General features: G+C 73.3%; 10 protein-coding genes and 3 pseudogenes. 7 read left to right on the top strand and 6 right to left on the bottom strand.

Annotation, left to right across the window (positions count from 1 at the left end; all coding sequences use genetic code 11):
* Positions 1-294: 294 nt before the first annotated feature.
* Positions 295-2782: pseudogene (locus ABD794_RS14825) on the top strand (ATP-binding protein).
* 7 nt (positions 2783-2789) lie between these two features.
* Here ABD794_RS14825 and ABD794_RS14820 read toward each other — a convergent pair.
* From ABD794_RS14820 to panB, 3 genes and pseudogenes are all read right to left on the bottom strand, one after another.
* Positions 2790-3603, bottom strand: a pseudogene (locus ABD794_RS14820) (ABC transporter permease).
* Positions 3600-4616, bottom strand: coding sequence for an ATP-binding cassette domain-containing protein (locus ABD794_RS14815; protein WP_344963748.1), 1017 nt, complete (start codon positions 4614-4616; stop codon positions 3600-3602). The pseudogene ABD794_RS14820 and the gene ABD794_RS14815 overlap by 4 nt, the downstream one beginning before the upstream one ends.
* A gap of 255 nt (positions 4617-4871) precedes the next feature.
* A complete protein-coding gene (gene panB / locus ABD794_RS14810; RefSeq protein WP_344963746.1) occupies positions 4872-5732 on the bottom strand; it encodes a 3-methyl-2-oxobutanoate hydroxymethyltransferase in 861 nt (286 codons plus the stop codon).
* 217 nt (positions 5733-5949) lie between these two features.
* Here panB and ABD794_RS14805 point away from each other — a divergent pair, with 217 nt between their 5' ends.
* The 4 genes from ABD794_RS14805 to ABD794_RS14790 all read left to right on the top strand — a co-directional run bounded on the left by ABD794_RS14805 (position 5950) and on the right by ABD794_RS14790 (position 9632).
* Positions 5950-7566, top strand: coding sequence for an MFS transporter (locus tag ABD794_RS14805; protein ID WP_344963744.1), 1617 nt, complete (start codon positions 5950-5952; stop codon positions 7564-7566).
* A complete protein-coding gene (locus tag ABD794_RS14800; protein WP_344963742.1) occupies positions 7563-8171 on the top strand; it encodes a TetR/AcrR family transcriptional regulator in 609 nt (202 codons plus the stop codon). The genes ABD794_RS14805 and ABD794_RS14800 overlap by 4 nt, the downstream gene beginning before the upstream one ends.
* A 195-nt stretch (positions 8172-8366) precedes the next feature.
* A complete protein-coding gene (locus tag ABD794_RS14795; protein ID WP_344963740.1) occupies positions 8367-9386 on the top strand; it encodes an endonuclease/exonuclease/phosphatase family protein in 1020 nt (339 codons plus the stop codon).
* 36 nt (positions 9387-9422) lie between these two features.
* Positions 9423-9632 carry a DUF2277 domain-containing protein gene (locus ABD794_RS14790; RefSeq protein WP_344963738.1) on the top strand — a complete coding sequence of 70 codons (210 nt, stop codon included), beginning with the start codon at positions 9423-9425 and terminating at the stop codon, positions 9630-9632.
* A gap of 42 nt (positions 9633-9674) precedes the next feature.
* On the opposite strand, the gene ABD794_RS14785 is transcribed toward ABD794_RS14790, so the two are convergent.
* The 3 genes from ABD794_RS14785 to ABD794_RS14775 all read right to left on the bottom strand — a co-directional run bounded on the left by ABD794_RS14785 (position 9675) and on the right by ABD794_RS14775 (position 13797).
* Positions 9675-11429, bottom strand: a complete 1755-nt coding sequence (locus ABD794_RS14785) for an NAD+ synthase (RefSeq protein WP_344963736.1) — start codon at positions 11427-11429, stop codon at positions 9675-9677.
* Positions 11430-11773: 344 nt separating this feature from the next.
* Positions 11774-13324, bottom strand: coding sequence for a multicopper oxidase family protein (locus ABD794_RS14780; RefSeq protein WP_344963734.1), 1551 nt, complete (start codon positions 13322-13324; stop codon positions 11774-11776).
* Positions 13325-13380: 56 nt separating this feature from the next.
* Entirely contained in the window at positions 13381-13797 is a 417-nt protein-coding gene (locus ABD794_RS14775; protein ID WP_344963732.1) for a DUF6153 family protein, read from the bottom strand.
* Between the two features lie 162 nt (positions 13798-13959).
* On the opposite strand from ABD794_RS14775, the pseudogene gadC reads away from it, so the two are divergent.
* Both gadC and ABD794_RS14765 read left to right on the top strand, forming a co-directional pair.
* Positions 13960-15465 (top strand): annotated as a pseudogene (gene gadC / locus ABD794_RS14770) (glutamate/gamma-aminobutyrate antiporter GadC).
* A 27-nt stretch (positions 15466-15492) separates the two neighbouring features.
* A partial coding sequence (locus ABD794_RS14765) for an alpha/beta fold hydrolase (RefSeq protein ID WP_344963730.1) occupies positions 15493-16332 on the top strand: 840 nt, incomplete at its 3' end.

Here is a 16332-nt window from a genome sequence, read left to right as displayed (position 1 = left end):
ACGAGTCGGGGCGAGGCCTGGAACGAGGGCCAGGGGCGGAGCCCCGGCGGGGTTCCGGGACAGAGCCCCGGCAGGGGTCCAGGGGGCGTAGCCCCGGTGGGGGTCCAGGGGGCGGAGCCCCCGCCGGGGTGCAGGGGCGGAGCCCCGCCCACCGCGCGGAGCGCGGTGCCGGGCCGAGGGGCGGAGCCCCGGAAGAAACGGTGAAAGGGCGGGCCGGGGGGCACAACCCGCCCCCGCGGAAACCTCCGCGCCCGCGCCACCTCCTTCGTAGGCCGCGACGACGACCTCCGCCTCATCGCCGACGACCTCGGACGCCACCGCCTCGTCACCCTCCTCGGCCCCGGCGGCGCCGGCAAGACCCGCCTCTCGCAGGAGGCCGCCGAGGCCGCCGCCCGTGCGAACGACGCCTGGCCCGACGGAGTCTGGCTCGCCGAGCTCGCCCCCGTCGACGACCCCGGCACCGTCGCCGAGGCCGTCCTCACCGCGCTCGGCGGCCGCGAGACCGTCGTCCGCGGCAGCGCCGCCGCGGAGGGCCTGCGCGCCGCCGCCGACGGCGCGGGGCGCCGACCCCCTGGCCCGGCTCGCCGAACTGTGCGCGACCCGCCGCATGCTGCTCGTCCTCGACAACTGCGAGCACCTCGTCGACGCCGCCGCCCGGGTCGCCGAGACGCTCCTCGCCCACTGCCCGGGCGTGACCGTGCTCGCCACCAGCCGCGAACCCCTCTGCCGTACCGGGGCGAGTCGCTGCGGCCCGTGGAGCCGCTGCGGCCCCCGGTCGCGCTGCGGCTGCTCGCCGACGCGCGGCGCGGCCGCGCGCCCCGGCTTCCGGACCGAGGACGACCCGGTCCGCCTGCGCCGAGATCTGCCGCCGCCTCGACGGCCTGCCGCTGGCGATCGAACTCGCCGCCGCCCGGCTGCGGATGCTCACCCCCCGCGGCCTCGCGGACCGCCTCGACGACCGCTTCCGCCTGCTCACCTCGGGCAGCCGCACCGTCCTGCCCCGCCAGCAGACCCTGCGGGCGGTCGTCGGACTGGTCGTGGGAGCTGCTCGACGCGCCCGAACGCGCCGTCCTGCGGCGGCTGTCCGTCTTCGCCGGCGGCTGCGACCTCGCCGCCGCCGAGGCGGTGTGCGCCGACACCACCGGGGTGTACGGGCCGGACGTGCCCGTCCTCGTCGGTTCGCTCGTCGACAAGTCCCTGGTCGTCGGCCGCGCCCGCCGACGACGGCGAGATGCGCTACCGGCTGCTGGAGACCGTCGGCGAGTACGCCGGGGAGCGGCTGGACGAGGCGGGGGAGCGGACCGCCGTCGAGCGCCGGCACCTCGTCCACTACCGCGAACTCGCCCGCACCGGCGAACCGTTGCTGCGCGGCCCCGGCCAGCGGACCCTGCTGGGCGTCTGGAGCGCGAGCACGACAACTTCCGCACCGCCCTGCGCCGCGCGGCGAGTGCGCGGGACGAGCAGGAGATGCTGTGCCTGGTGCTCTCCCTCGCCTGGTTCTGGCAGCTGCGCGACCACCGCGCGGGACGCGTGCACCTGGACCGAGGCCGCCGTCGGCCTCGGCCCCGACCCGTTCGCCGAACCCGTCGAGCCGGCCCCGCCGTTGACCGAGCGGTGCATCGACGCCCCGCCGCCGATGCGTCCCGAGCTGCTGACCGAGGGCCCGGCGGCAGGCGCGCTGGTGTGGATGGTGAACCACGACACCGACATGCGCCTCATCAACTCCCCCGAGATGCAGCGGGACGTTGCGCAACGTCGTCGTCGCGTACGGGTCGGGCCGCCCGCAGAACCTCCGGTACCCGGGGGTCATGTGGTTCTACGCCCGGCTGCTCACCGCCGACTTCGACGGCCCTGTGGGAGTCCGTCGACGAGCTCATCGACGCTGCCGCGCGGCCGGCCTCGACTGGGAGCTCGCCTCCACCTCCAGCAACGGGCCAAGCTGCTGAACGAGCGGCCGGGCCGGGCCGACCAGGGGCTGCGGGACGCGCACGAGTCCCTGGAGATCTTCCGGCGCGTCGGGGACGCGTGGGGCGTGGCCGAGGCACTGTCCGGCCGGGCCGAGAGCCATGAGCGGCGCGGCGCCCTGGCCGAGGCCGAACGCGACTACCGGGAGGCCATCGACAGCGTCCGGGACCTGGGCGCCATCGCGCAGGTGCCGATGCTGAAGGCCCGCCTCGCCGACGTGCTCACGGAGGCGGGGCGGGTGGATGACGCCACGGGCGAACGGCTGTTGCTGGAGGCGTTGGACGAGGCCGAGGGGATGGGTCCCGACACGTCGTTCTTCATCCGGATCTCCCTCGGCGTGCGGCTCGCCCGCCGGGGGCGGACCGCCGCGGCGCGGGAGCTCTTCGACAACCTGATGGAGGAGTTCCGGAACCGTTCCATCAAGCTCTTCCTGGCCCTGATGGACGGGCTGTACGGCTGGATCGAGACCCTCGACGGGAACCCCGCCGCCGCCCTCCCGCGCATCCGCCGGGCGCTCGAGGTGAGGGACGACCCGTTCGTCCTGCTCGTCGCCGCGCACCTGCCCATGGCGCACCTGATGTACGGCGCCTACGCGCACTCCGAACTGCCCGGCGAGGAGCACGCGATGACCGGCGCCCGGCTGATCGGCGCGGCCGTCGCGCTGCGGCCGGCCGGGCTGTACGAGGCGTCGATCGAGCGGGAGATGCGCGAGCGCACGGAGGCGAGCCTGCGCGCGGCGCTCGGCGACGAGGCGTACGAGCGCGTACGCGCCGAGGGCGGCGGCCTCACGCTGGAGGAGGCCGCCGCCCTCGTCTGAGCGCCCGTCACGTTTTGTTGCGGAAGCGGGCGACGGCCAGCGGCGCCGTGACGACCGTGATGCCCACGGCCCAGGCCAGGGTCAGCCATACGGAGTGGCCCACCGCGCCGCCCCGGATCAGGGCGCGGGAGGCGTCGGCGAGGTTGGCCAGCGGGTTGTAGTCGACGAACGCCTTCAGCCAGCCGGGCATCGAGGTGGGCGGAGCGAAGATGGAGCTGCCGAACTGCAGCGGCAACAGCACGAGCATCGCCACCCCCCTGGACGGCCTGTGCCGTCTTCATGCTGAGGCCGACGAGTATGAAGATCCACATCAGCGAGGCGCCGAAGACCGCGCTGAGCGCGACCGCGGCGAACAGGTGCAGGACCGAGGTCTCCACCTCCAGCCCCAGCGCGAAGCCCACGGCGAGCTGGATGGCGACTGCGACGAGCAGCCGGAACAGCTCGCTGACGATCTTCGACACGAGGACGGACGACCGGGCGATCGGCATGGTCCGGAAGCGGTCCATGACGCCCTTGCGGAAGTCCTCGTTGACGCCGACGCCCACGGCCATGGCGATGTTGAGGCCGGTCATGGCGAGCAGGCCGGGCACCAGGTAGTTGACGTACTCCTGCTGGTTGCCCTTGCCGAACATCGCGCCGCCGAAGACGTACACGAACATCAGGGTGAAGATGATCGGCTGGAGCACGGCGTCGAACATCGACTCCGGGTCCTGCCGGATCGCCAGCAGATTGCGGCGGGAGAGGGCGCCGATGTGGCGCAGGTGGGAGCGGAGGGGGATACGGGTGTCCCCGGCGGGCGCGAGGGCTGTCGCCGCGCTCATGCGGAGACCTCCTGGAGATCGAGATCGAGAGAGCCGGTGTGGGATGCCTTCTGGCCGGTGATGGCCAGAAACACCTCGTCGAGGCTGGGCAGATGGGTGTTGATGTCGGCGAGGGCGATGCCGCGGGCGGCCATCAGGCCGACGACGGCGGTGAGTTGCTGGTCGCTGACGATCGGGACGTTGACCACGCCCTCGGCCGGGTCGGCGGTGGCGCCGGCGATCCCGTCGAGCCCGGCCTGGGCCACGGCCCCGACGACGCGCGGCAGTTTCGGCGCGGTCGGCCGGACGTATCCGGAGCGTGCGGCCGCCGACCTTCGCTTCAGCTCGTCGATCCGGCCGCCGGCGATCGCGCGTCCGCGGTCGATGACCGTCAGCTCGCTCGCGAGCTGCTCGGCCTCCTCCATGTACTGCGTGGTGAGCAGGACGGTGGCGCCCTCGCGCACCATGCCCTGCACCTCCGTCCAGACCTCGTTCCGCGTGCGCGGGTCGAGGCCGGTGGTCGGCTCGTCCAGGTAGAGCACGGACGGCCGGCCGATCATGGACGCGGCCAGGTCGAGACGGCGGCGCATGCCGCCGGAGTACTGCCCGGCGGGGCGCTTGGCGGCCTCGGTGAGGGAGAAGCGCTCCAGCAGGTCGTCGGCGCGGCGGCGGGCGTCCTTGCGGGAGAGGTCGAGGAGACGGCCGATCATGTACAGGTTCTCGAAGCCGGAGAGCTTCTCGTCGACCGAGGCGTACTGGCCGGTGAGCCCGATGACGCGGCGCAGCTGGCGGGGCTGGGCGAGGACGTCGTAGCCCGCGACGCGGGCGGTGCCGGCGTCCGGGCGGATCAGCGTGGAGAGGATTCTGACCAGGGTGGTCTTGCCCGCGCCGTTGGGCCCGAGAACGCCGAGGACGGTGCCCTCGCGGACGTCGAGGTCGACGCCGTCCAGGGCCTTGGTCGCGCCGTAGTGCTTGACCAGGCCGCGGACGTGGACGGCGGTGCCGCCGCCGTCGGGGATGTCTTTCTGCTTCATGCCGGTCAGCGTGGCAGGGGGTGCCGACAGGGTTCCGACATCGGGCCGACGGCGTTCCGACATGGCTCCGATGCCGGTGCGGGAGCGTGCCGGCGGGGGTTTTCTCCCCGTCCCGCCCTTTCACCGTTTCTCGCCGCGCTCCGCGCGGGGGCATCGCGGCTTCGCCGCGAGGTCCCCAAGCGCCGGACGGGCTGAATCAGCCCGTCCGGCGCTTCGGGGTGCAGGGGGGGCGGAGCCCCCGCCCCGCGGGACCGGCTAGTGGAACGCGTGCTCCGGTGCCGGGTACGCGCCGCCGACGACGTCCTCCGCGAACTCCCTCGCCGCGTCGCCCAGAACCTCGCGCACCTTCGCGTACTGCTTCACGAAGCGCGGGACGCGCCCGCCCGTCAGGCCGGCCATGTCCGTCCACACCAGCACCTGCGCGTCGCACTCCGCGCCCGCGCCGATGCCGACGGTCGGGATGTGCAGGCTGCGGGTGACCTCGGCCGCGAGCTCGGCGGGGACGAGTTCGAGGACGACGGAGAAGGCGCCCGCGTCCTGCGCGGCCTTCGCGTCGCGGAGGAGCTGCGCCGCGGCCTCCTCGCCGCGGCCCTGGACGGGGTAGCCGCCGTAGGCGTTGACCGACTGGGGGGTCAGGCCCACGTGGGCCATGACCGGGATGCCGGCCTGCACCAGCATCTCGATCTGGTGGGCGGACCGCTCGCCGCCCTCCAGCTTGACGGCCTGCACACCCGCCTCCTTCACCAGCCGCGTCGCGCTGCGCAGCGCCTGCACCGGGCCCTCCTGGTACGAGCCGAAGGGCAGGTCGCCGACGACCAGCGCGCGCTTGGTGCCGCGGACGACGGCCGAGGCGAGGACGGTGATCTCGTCCAGGGTGACGGGCACGGTGGACTCGTAGCCGAGGTGGCAGTTGCCCATGGAGTCGCCGACGAGCAGGACGGGGATGCCGGCCTCGTCGAAGACGGAGGCGGTCATCGCGTCGTAGGCGGTCAGCATGGGCCACTTCTCGCCGCGCCCCTTCGCGGCGGCGATGTCGCGGACGGTGATGCGCCGGGAGCTCGTCCCGCCGTACAGCGCCTTGCTGCTGTCGGGGGTCTTCACGGCATGCGTCGTCATGGCAATGGCTCCTGTGATGTTGTCGTCTCGAGGCGCCCTGACGGCGTCCCCGGATCGACTCCATGCTGACACGACGATCTCCCGGGAGGAAGTCACGGGGGGTGATGCTCGGGGTGGCGATCGGTGGCGATCGGCGGCGATCGGCGGGTGGCAATCGGCTCGTAAAGACTTTCCAATACGGAACGGGGTCGTATCGGAAAGGGCTTACCGTGTTCATATGACAATCCCGGCCGGTGACATACCGGCGCGCCAGGTCCCCGAGGCGGTGCACAGGAAGCGGTGGGCCATCCTCGCCGTGCTGCTGTTCAGCCTGCTCGTCGTCGTTCTCGACAACTCGATCCTCAACGTGGCGATGAAGACCATCGCCTCGCCGGCCCCCACCGGCCTGGGTGCCACCCAGAGCCAGCTGGAGTGGGCGATCAACTCCTACACGCTGGTCTTCGCGGGCATCCTGTTCACCGCCGGACTTCTCGGCGACCGGATCGGGCGCAAGAAGGTCCTGCTGTTCGGCATGACGGTGTTCGGGATCGGCTCGGTGCTCTCGGCCATGGCGGGCTCGCCGGGCGAACTGATCGCCTTCCGGGCGGTGATGGGCTTCGGCGGCGCGTTCGTGATGCCCGCGACGCTCGCGATCATCATGAACGTCTTCGAGCGCGACGAGCAGCCCAAGGCCGTCGGCATATGGGCGGGCGCGGTCGGCCTGGCGATCGCCATCGGCCCGATCACCGGCGGCATCCTGATCGACCACTTCTGGTGGGGATCGGTCTTCCTCGTCAACGTCCCGATCGTCATCTGCGGCCTGATCGCCATGGTGGCGCTCGTCCCCGACTCCAAGGACCCCCGGCCCGGCCGGCTCGACCCGGTCGGCGTACTGCTGTCGGTCGTCGGCCTGGTGCTGCTGGTGTACGGCATCATCAAGGGCGGCCAACTCGCCGACTTCTCCGACCCGGAGGTGTACGGCACGGTCGGCGGCGGCCTGCTCGTCATCGTCGCGTTCGTCGTCCACGAGCGGCGCACCGACCACCCGGCCCTGGACGTGCGCTACTTCCGCAAGCCGGCGTTCTCGGCGGCCGTCTCGTCCATCGCGCTGGTCTTCTTCGCGCTGCTGGGCGTCAGTTTCTTCAGCGTCTTCTACACACAGAGCGTGCGCGGCTACTCCCCGCTGCAGAGCGGCCTGTTGATGCTCCCGCTCGCCGCGGCGCAGATGTTCTTCGCGCCGCGCGCCCGTCTCGTCGTGGCCCGGTTCGGCGCCCGCGCGGTGTGCTGCGCCGGGATGCTGCTGGTGGCCCTGTCCATGGCCGGCTTCCTGCTGCTCGACGCGGACACCCCGATCTGGGTGCTGGAGGCGATCTTCTTCGTCCAGGGCACCGCGATGGCGCACATCATGCCGCCCGCCACCGTCTCGATCATGCAGACGCTGCCGCGGGAGAAGGCGGGCTCGGGATCGGCGGTGAACAACACCTTCCGCCAGATCGGCGGGGCGCTCGGCGTCGCCGTCCTCGGCTCGCTGCTCTCCACGACCTACCGCGACGGCATCGCCGGCCGGCTCGACGCCGTCCCCGGCCTGTCCGACGCCGCCCGGCACGCGGCCGGCGAGTCGATCGAGGGCACCCTCGCCGTCGCCGAGAAGCTCGGCCCGGCCGGGCAAGGCCTCGTCGGCCCCGCCAACGACGCCTTCCTGCACGCCATGCACGTCACGGCCCTGGGCGCCACGGCCGTCGCCGTGCTCGGCGCGCTCGTCGTCGGGATCTTCCTGCCCGGCAGGGGCGCCGCGGCCGGCGCGCCCGGCGCGGGACGGGCGGCCGAGCGGCAGCAGGAAGGGGCCGACGCATGAGTGCCACGAGCCCCCTCCCCGCCCAGCCGCGCGGCCGCCCGCGCAGCGCCGCCGCCGGCACCGCCGTGATCGAGAGCGTCCTGCGGCTGCTGGAGGAGGGCGTCACCGTCAGCGAGCTGTCGATGGAGCGCATCGCCCGCGAGGCCGGTGTCGGCAAGGCCACCGTCTACCGGCGCTGGGCCGGCAAGGAGGCGCTGATGCTGGACGTGCTGCGCTCCCTGGACGAGCGCAGCCCCGAGCTCCCCGGCACCTCGGTCCGCGACGACCTCGTCGCGCTGCTGGAGTTCCTGCGCCGGCGCGGCCTGGCCAAGCGCTCCTCCGCCGTGATGCGCACGGTCGTCGCCGAGGTGCAGGCCCGGCCCAGGGTCTGGAAGGAGTACCACGAGACCGTCGTCTCCGCCCGGCGCGAGGCGTTCCTCGCGGTGCTGCGGCGGGGGGCGGCCACCGGGGAGATCCGCGCCGACGCCGACCCGGAGCTGCTCACCGACCTGTTCGTCGGCCCGATGCTGGCCCGGGTCGTGCTCCACGAGTGGAAGGAACTGCCCGAGGGGCTGGCCGAGCGGATCGTCGACACCGTCCTGCAGGGCGTCCGTCCGGCGCTCTGAATGTGCTCTGTACGTGCCCTGAATGTGCCCGTTGTGTCACAGCAGGCCGCCCCGGCCCGGACCGAGGAACCCGTCCTGGCCGGGGCGCCGTCCTCCTCCCCGAACGGAAGCCCCCGCCCGTGGTGATCACGACTCGTGCTTGATCACCTATGGTCGGGTCCGGGGGTTCGCAGCGAGACCGAGTGAGGACGACGGATGCCACAGGCGCACGTGCAGGAGACGGACCACGGAGGAGCGGGTCCGGAGCGGGCCGGCTCCGGGGTCCGGCGCCTCGCGGACCGGTGGCGGGGCCCCGGGATCTGGCGGCGCGGCCTGCTGATCGCGATCCTCGCGGCCGTGCTGGGCCTGCTGATGCTGCTGCACGGCCAGATCCCCAACCGGGTCGGCAACCTCGGCAGCCTCGCGGAAACCTTCCTCCCCTGGTTCGGGCTCCTCGTCCCCGTCCTGCTCGCCCTCGCCCTGTGGCGGCGCTCGGCGACCGCGCTGATCGCGGTGCTGCTGCCGGCCGTCGCCTGGCTCAACCTCTTCGGCGGGCTGCTGACCGACAAGTCGGGCTCGGGCGGCAACTTCACCGTCATCAGCCACAACGTCAACGCGGAGAACCCCGACCCGGCCGCCACCGCCCGATCCGTCGCCGCGGCGGGGGCGGACGTGGTGGCCCTGGAGGAGCTCAAGCCGGAGGCCGCGCCGGTCTACGAGCGGGCGATGGCCGCCTCGTACCCGTACCACTCCGTGCAGGGCACGGTCGGCATCTGGAGCAAGCACCCGATCACGGACGCGCGCCCCGTCGACATCAAGATGGGCTGGACGCGGGCGCTGCGCGCCACCGTCAGCACCCCGCAGGGCCCGGTGGGCGTGTACGTCGCCCATCTGCCGTCGGTGCGCGTCAAGTTCAACGCCGGCTTCACGGCCGGTCAGCGCGACAACAGCGCGGCCGCGCTCGGACGGGCCATCTCGGCGGAGCAGTTGAAGAAGGTCGTGCTGCTCGGCGACCTCAACGGCACCATGAACGACCGGTCGTTGGCGCCGGTGACCTCGCAGCTGCGGTCGGCGCAGGGCGCGGCGGGGGACGGCTTCGGCTTCAGCTGGCCGGCGAGCTTCCCGATGGCGCGGATCGACCAGATCATGGTGCGGGGGATGGACCCGGTGGACGCCTGGACCCTGCCCGACACGGGCAGCGACCACCTGCCGGTGGCGGCCCGGGTCAAGCTCTGACCCTCCCGCTCCGGGGCTCCGGCGCACACTGGACATATGTGCCGCAGCATCAAGACGCTCAGACCACCGGTCACCCAGGACCCCACCGGGGACGACATCCGCGCCGCCGCCCTCCAGTACGTCCGCAAGGTGTCGGGCTTCCACACGCCGGCCGCCCACAACCGGGCCGTCTTCGACGAGGCGGTCGAGGCGGTGGCGGAGGCCACGGCCAGGCTGCTGGAGGGGCTGGTCGTACGCCACGGATGACGCGGTGCGGGCCCGCTCCGACGGGATCCGCGACCGTGACCGTCAGGCCTGTTCCCGCCACCGGTTCGTGATCGGCAGGCGCCGGTCCTTGCCGAAGCCCTTCGGTGAGATCTTCGTGCCCGGCGGGTACTGGCGGCGCTTGTACTCGGCCGTGTCCACCAGGCGCAGCACGCGGGTCACCAGCTCCGGGTCGAAGCCCTCCGCCACGATCCTCTCGCGGCCGTGGTCGCGGTCCACGTAGAGCTCCAGGAGGCGGTCGAGGACGTCGTAGTCCGGGAGCGAGTCCGTGTCGACCTGCCCCGGCCGCAGCTCGGCGCTGGGCGGCTTGGTGATGGAGTTCTCGGGGATGGGCGCGGTTTCGCCGCGCTCCTCCGCGGCGCGGTTGCGCCATCGGGCGAGGCGGAAGATGCCGGTCTTGTAGACGTCCTTGATCGGGCCGTACGCGCCGACGGAGTCGCCGTAGAGGGTCGAATAGCCGCACGCCAGCTCGGACTTGTTGCCCGGGGCGAGGACGATGTGGCCCTCCTGGTTGGAGAGCGCCATCAGCAGCGTGCCGCGCAGCCGCGCCTGGAGGTTCTCCTCCGCCAGGCCGGTCAGCCCGAGCGCGCCCATGTAGGCGTCGAACATCGGGGCGATCGGCCGGATGCGGAAGTTCAGCCCGGTGCGCCGGGCGAGCTCCTCGGCGTCCGCGACCGAGTGCTCCGAGGAGTAGCGGGACGGCATGGCCACGCCGTACACGTTCGCCGCGCCCACCGCGTCGCAGGCGATCGCGGCGACGAGCGCCGAGTCGATGCCGCCGGAGAGCCCGATCAGGACGCTGCGGAAGCCGTTCTTGGCGATGTACGCGCGCAGGCCCGTCACCAGGGCCTGGTAGACCTCCGCGTCGTCGTCGAGGTGGTCGGCGACGGTGCCGGGGAAAGCCGGTTCGTAGGCCGCGACCGGATCGGTGGTGAGCGTGACGTGGTCGATGCGCAGGCCGTCGTCCACGGTGCCGGAGGGCGCCTCGGCGGGGGCCGTCGGCAGCTCCAGATCCAGGACGAGGCAGCACTCCTCGAACTGCGGGGCCCGGGCGATCACCCGGCCGTCGCGGTCGACGACGATCGAGTCGCCGTCGAAGACGAGCTCGTCCTGGCCGCCGGTGGTGGCCAGGTACGCGGTGGTGCAGCCGGCCTCCTGGGCGCGCTTGCGCACCAGCTCCAGGCGGGTGTCGTCCTTCTCCCGCTCGTACGGCGAGGCGTTGACCGAGACCAGCAGCCCGGCGCCGGCCGCGCGGGCGGCGGGGACGCGGCCGCCCTCCTGCCACAGGTCCTCGCAGATGGCGAGTGCCACGTCCACGCCGCGTACGCGGATCACGGGCATCGTGTCGCCCGGGACGAAGTACCGGAACTCGTCGAAGACGCCGTAGTTCGGGAGGTGGTGCTTGGCGAACGTGAGCGCGGCCGTGCCGCGGTGCAGGACCGCGGCGGCGTTCAGCGGCGCCCCCGCCGGGCGGCCGAGCCGGGGCTCGTCCGCCTCGGACCGGTCCAAGTAGCCGACGACGACGGGCAGTTCGCCCAGGCCTTCGTCGCTGAGCCGGGCCGCGAGGGCGTGCAGGGCGGCCCTGCTCGCCTCGACGAAGGAACGGCGCAGGGCCAGGTCCTCGACGGGGTAGCCGGTGAGCACCATCTCGGGGAAGACGGCGAGGTGGGCGCCGCGGTCGGCGGAGTGGCGGGTCCAGCGGAGGATCGACTCGGCGTTGCCGGCCAGGTCGCCGACGGTGGAGTCGATCTGGTTGAGGGCGAGACGGAGTTGTGCCACGGGGTCAGTTTAATCGTCTGCTTGACGCGATGGGGGGTTGTCGGGGGAAGGTGCCCCGGTCCCGCCCTAATCCGTTTTCGCAGGGGGCTGCGCCCCTGCGCCACCCCGCGGGGCTCCGCCCCCTGCGCCCCCGCAACGCGGCTGCGCCGCGTTCGTCCTCAAGCGCCGGACGGGCTGAATCAGCCCGTCCGGCGCTTGAGGACAGCGCCCGCAGGGCGCTTCGGGGTCCAGGGGGCGAAGCCCCCGGCGGGGTGCAGGGGCGAAGCCCCGCCACCGCCCGGAGGGCGGTTCGGGGCCGGGGCCCCGCCCGGGAAACGGAGAAAGGGCGGGGCGGGGCGAGTGACCTACCTCCGGTACCCGACCAGCGTCATCATCCCGCTCTCCCCGTGGTACACGTTGTGGCAGTGGAGCATCCACACCCCGGGATTGTCCGCGTCGAAGTCCACTTCCACCCGCTTCCCCGGCAGCACGATCACCGTGTCCTTCCGCGGCCCCCCGCCCGGCAGGGCAAACGTGTGGCCGTGCAGGTGCATCGGATGCCACATCCCGGTCCTGTTGACGAACGCGAGGCGCACCCGCTCGCCCGCCTTCACCGGATACCGGTCGGAGGACGCGTACCGTCGCCCGTTGATCGCCCAGTCGTACTTCGTCATCGAGCCGGTCAGCTCGAACACCAGCGTCCGGTCCGGGCGCCGCGACGGCAGCGCCACCGTGTCGTCCGCCCGGAGCCGGTCCGCCGTGAGCGGAGTGGCGTCCAGTTCCTTCGGGCGGACGTCCGCGTCCGGCGCGGAGCCGCCGCCGGTGCGCAGCAGCGCCAGCGCCGTCCGCTTCTTGCCCTCCGCGAGCGCGGTCAGCGGGAAGACACCGTCCCCGGCGGTGACCAGTACGTCGTACCGCTCGCCCATGCCCAGCAGCAGCGAGTCCGTCTCCACGTGCCGGACGGGGAAGCCGTCCGTGTGCGTGACGGTCATGCGGTGGCCGCCCAGCGCCACACGGAACGCCGTGTCGCCGCCCGCGTTGACGAAGCGGACGCGGATCCGGTCGCCGGGCTTGGCCGTGAAGGTCTCCGGCGCGTCGGGGGTGCGGCCGTTGACCAGGTAGTACGGGTAGGCGACGTCGCCCGCGTCCCCGCCCAGGACGGGGCTGGTGGCGCCCATCAGCATCCGCGAGGGGCCGTCGGACGAGACAGAGGCGGAGGTCATCGACATGTGGTGCATGCCGCCCATGCCGCCGCCCATGTCGTGGGACATTCCCTTCGCCAGCTCCGCCATCACCGCGTCCGGCGTGCTCCCCTCCACCCCGTCCACCCAGTCGTCCAGGACGACGACCCACTCCTTGTCGTACTTCAGCGGCTCCTTCGGGTCCTCGACGATCAGTGGCGCGTACAGCCCCCGGTCCTGCTGCACGCCCGAGTGCGGGTGGACCCAGTACGTGCCGGGGTGGGTGACCGCGAAGCGGTAGTCGAACGCGGCGCCCGGGGCTATCGGCCGCTGTGTGACGCCCGGGACGCCGTCCATGTCGTTGCGGAGCGGGAGGCCGTGCCAGTGCAGGGAGGTCGCCTGCGGCAGGTGGTTGGCGAGGCGGAGCGCGAGCGTGTCGCCGGCGGTGACGCGGATCTCCTTGCCGGGGAGGGTGTCGCCGTAAGCCCAGCTGGTGACCTTGCGGCCGCCCAGGTCGAGCTCGGTGCGGGCGGCGGTCAGCTTCACCTCGCGGACGGGGCCGGTGGCACGTCGCCGGGTCTCGGCCGCGGCGACCTCCTTGCCGTCCGGTTCGATGTACGAAGCGGCGGGCGAGGGTGCGGAAGAAGGCGACGAGTCCGAGCAGGCGGTGAGCAGGCCGCCGGCGGCCGTGGCGAGGCCGGCGCCGAGCACGGCGCGGCGCGTGGTTGTGCGCATGAGTGGGTGCACCTCTGTGGTGTCGGTGGAGTACGGGTACGAGCGCGCGGGCGCTCCTACACGCGCAGCACCGACAACCGGGCGAGGGCCTTGTGCCGTGGCGGCGGGGGATGGGGCCACAGCGCGTACGCGAACCGGGCGCGCACGGCGGCGCCCGCGGCACCGGCCGGGCGCCGCAGGAAACGCAGGGCCAGCAGCAGGACCATCGTCCAGCCCGCGCCGAGCACGGCGAGGCAGACGGACATGGGGTCCAGGCCGAGGCGGTGGTGGGACGGCGGGGGAGCGGCGTGGTCGCCGTCGCCGTCGTGGGCAGCGGCCGCGGGGTGCGCCTGCACCGCGTGAGCCGCCGGCGGCGCGTCGTGCCCCGTCGTCGGATGCCCCAGCGTGTGCATCGTCACGATGCCGAGGAGCAGCGCGGCGAACAGCAGCAGACGGCCGCACCACGTGCCGGCCGCCTTCCCCCGTCCGCGCATCACGAGCCTCCCGAGCCCTCCCGCTCCTTCGCCGCACCCTACCCCCTCGGGGTATCCGCACCGCCGGGGGCCCGGGCGGCCGATGTGCGCACAAGGGGCCCCTTGCCCGATGATGGGGCGTACCGATCGACTGCTTGGCCCCGAAGGACGCTCTCCCCCCTCATGACCCTCACGGAACAGACCGGGGACGAACGTCCCACCGCCACGCGCCCCTCGGAAGCCGCCCCGGCCGCCTCGACCGCCCAACAGGCCGTACCCCAGCAGCAGTTCATCTCCTGGGCGACGCTCGCCCTGATGACCACCGCCTCCGTGGCGAACCTGCGGCCCGCCCCGTCCATGGCCCTCTACGGCCTGGCCGCGGTCTTCCTCTACCTCCTCCCCGCCGTCGTCTTCCTCCTGCCGACGGCCCTGGTCTCCGCCGAGCTCGCCTCGGGCCGGCCCGGCGGGATCTACCGGTGGGTCAGCGAGGGGCTGTCCAAGCCGCTCGGGCTTCCTCGCCGTGTGGTGCCAGTTCGCGATGACCATCGCGTACTACCCGAGCCTGCTCGCCTACGTGGCCAGCACGTTCGCGTACGTCATCGACCCCTCGCTCGCGGACAACGGCCTCTACGTCGCCCTCGTGATCGTCGTCGTCTACTGGGGCGGGCGTGCTGATCTCCGCGCGCGGCACCAAGGCGGTGGCCGGGCTCGCCGGCCTGGGCCTGGTGATCGGCACGCTGATCCCCGGCGCCGTGCTCGTCGTCCTCGGCCTGGTCTTCCTCGCCCAGGGCAACCCGTCCGCCGCGCCCATGGACACCGGGCACGTCCTGCCGCCGTGGACCGGCCCGGCCAGCCTCGTGCTGATCGTCGGCAACTTCCTGTCCTACGCGGGCATGGAGATGAACGGCGTCCACGTCTCGTCGCTGCGCGAGCCCGGGCGGCAGTTCCCGCGCTCGGTCTTCCTGGCCACCGGGCTCGTCCTGCTGATCTTCATTCTGCCCGCGCTGGCCATCAGTTGGGTCATGGCCGGGCGAGGACCTGAGTCTCACGGCCGGGGGTGATGCAGGCGTTCCAGGGCTTCTTCGACCACTTCCACGTGGGCTGGCTGACCAAGGTCGTCGGCGTCCTGCTGGTCACCGCCGCGCTCGGCGGCATGCTCGCCTGGCTGGCCGGGCCGTCGCGCGGCCTGCTGATGGTCGCCGGCAGGAGGGCTACCTCCCGCCCGTCCTCCAGAAGCTCAACAAGCACGGCGTGCAGCAGAACATCATGGTCGCCCAGGGCGTCCTCACCACGCTGATCGCGCTCGCCTACGCCTTCCTGCCGGACGTCTCCAGCGCGTACTGGATCTTCTCCGTCGTCACCACGCAGATCTATCTGGTGGTCTACCTGCTGATGTTCGCCGCGGCGGTGTGCGGCTGCGGGAAGCTCCGGCCCGCGCAGGAGGGCGGCTTCCGGGTCCCCGCGCTGAACGTCGTCGCGGGCGTCGGCTTCGTCTCCTCGTTGGCGGCCCTGTGCATCGGCTTCGTGCCGCCGGAGCAGTTCGGCGGGCAGCCGCTCTGGCGCTACCTGCTGATCGTCGGCGGCGGGCTGCTGACGCTCGGCTTCCTCGCGCCGCTGGCGTTCCTGAAGTTCCGCAAGCCGCACTGGGTCGCTCCCGACGGTACGGCTCCGGACCGGCGCTCCGGCTGACCTGCCCGCCCGGGTACGGTCGTTGGCATGACTGCCGTACAACGTCCGCCGGGCCGGATGATCCGGGTCGGCGGCGTGCCGCTGCATGTGCTGCGCGAGGGCTCCGGGCCGGTGTGCGTCCTGAGCCCCGGGCTGGGCATGGGCTGGTTCGACTGGGAGCCCGTCGTGCCGCTGCTCGCGCCGCACCGCACGGTCGTCCGCTTCGACCGGCCCGGGCTCGGCTTCAGCGCCCCCGCCGCCGGGCCGCCGACCGCCGCGGCGGAGGCGGCACGGATCGCGGGCGTCCTCGACGCGCTCGGCCTCGGCGGGCCCGCGACGGTCGTCGGCCACTCGCTGGCCGGGTTCCACGCGGAGGCGTTCGCCCGGCTGCACCCGGAGCGCACCGCCGGGCTCGTCCTCGTCGACGCCAGCGTCGAGGAGAACGCGCGGCCCATGCCCGCCCCGGCCCTGCGCACCGCCGTCGCCCGGGCGCGCGGCCACGCCTACGCGGCCGCCGGCCTCCCGCGCGCGCTCGGCCCCGCGCTGCGGCGGCTGACCGTCCGCGCGTCCTCGGTCCGCGGCGCGGACCCCGTCCCCGACGACCTCGTGCGCCGCACGTACGGCACCGGCCGCGTCGCCCGCGCCCTGCTCATGGAGAACGCGCGCTACTGGGACGTCGCGGCCGAGGTCTCCGCGCTCCGCTCGTCCCGCCCCCTCCCGCCCGTCCCGGTCACGGTCCTCGCGGCCGCGACGGGAAGCGGCTCCTGGCTGGAGCGGCGGCGGCTCCAACGCCAGTGCGCCCTGGCGGAGTTGCTCGACGCCCGCTTCGAGGCGGTGGCCCCGGCGGGGCATCTGGTGATGTACGACCGGCCGGGCGTGGTGGCGGGG

This window comes from Streptomyces thioluteus (assembly GCF_039535865.1).
This window is presented reverse-complemented; position numbering and strand designations above follow the sequence as displayed.

What these genes read in the sequence shown, in the direction of transcription:
- ABD794_RS14815 (WP_344963748.1), bottom strand. Translation starts at nt 4,616, where the DNA reads ATGAAGCAGAAAGACATCCCCGACGGCGGCGGCACCGCCGTCCACGTC.
- panB (WP_344963746.1), bottom strand. Translation starts at nt 5,732, where the DNA reads ATGACGACGCATGCCGTGAAGACCCCCGACAGCAGCAAGGCGCTGTAC.
- ABD794_RS14805 (WP_344963744.1), top strand. Translation starts at nt 5,950, where the DNA reads ATGACAATCCCGGCCGGTGACATACCGGCGCGCCAGGTCCCCGAGGCG.
- ABD794_RS14800 (WP_344963742.1), top strand. Translation starts at nt 7,563, where the DNA reads ATGAGTGCCACGAGCCCCCTCCCCGCCCAGCCGCGCGGCCGCCCGCGC.
- ABD794_RS14795 (WP_344963740.1), top strand. Translation starts at nt 8,367, where the DNA reads ATGCCACAGGCGCACGTGCAGGAGACGGACCACGGAGGAGCGGGTCCG.
- ABD794_RS14790 (WP_344963738.1), top strand. Translation starts at nt 9,423, where the DNA reads ATGTGCCGCAGCATCAAGACGCTCAGACCACCGGTCACCCAGGACCCC.
- ABD794_RS14780 (WP_344963734.1), bottom strand. Translation starts at nt 13,324, where the DNA reads ATGCGCACAACCACGCGCCGCGCCGTGCTCGGCGCCGGCCTCGCCACG.
- ABD794_RS14775 (WP_344963732.1), bottom strand. Translation starts at nt 13,797, where the DNA reads ATGCGCGGACGGGGGAAGGCGGCCGGCACGTGGTGCGGCCGTCTGCTG.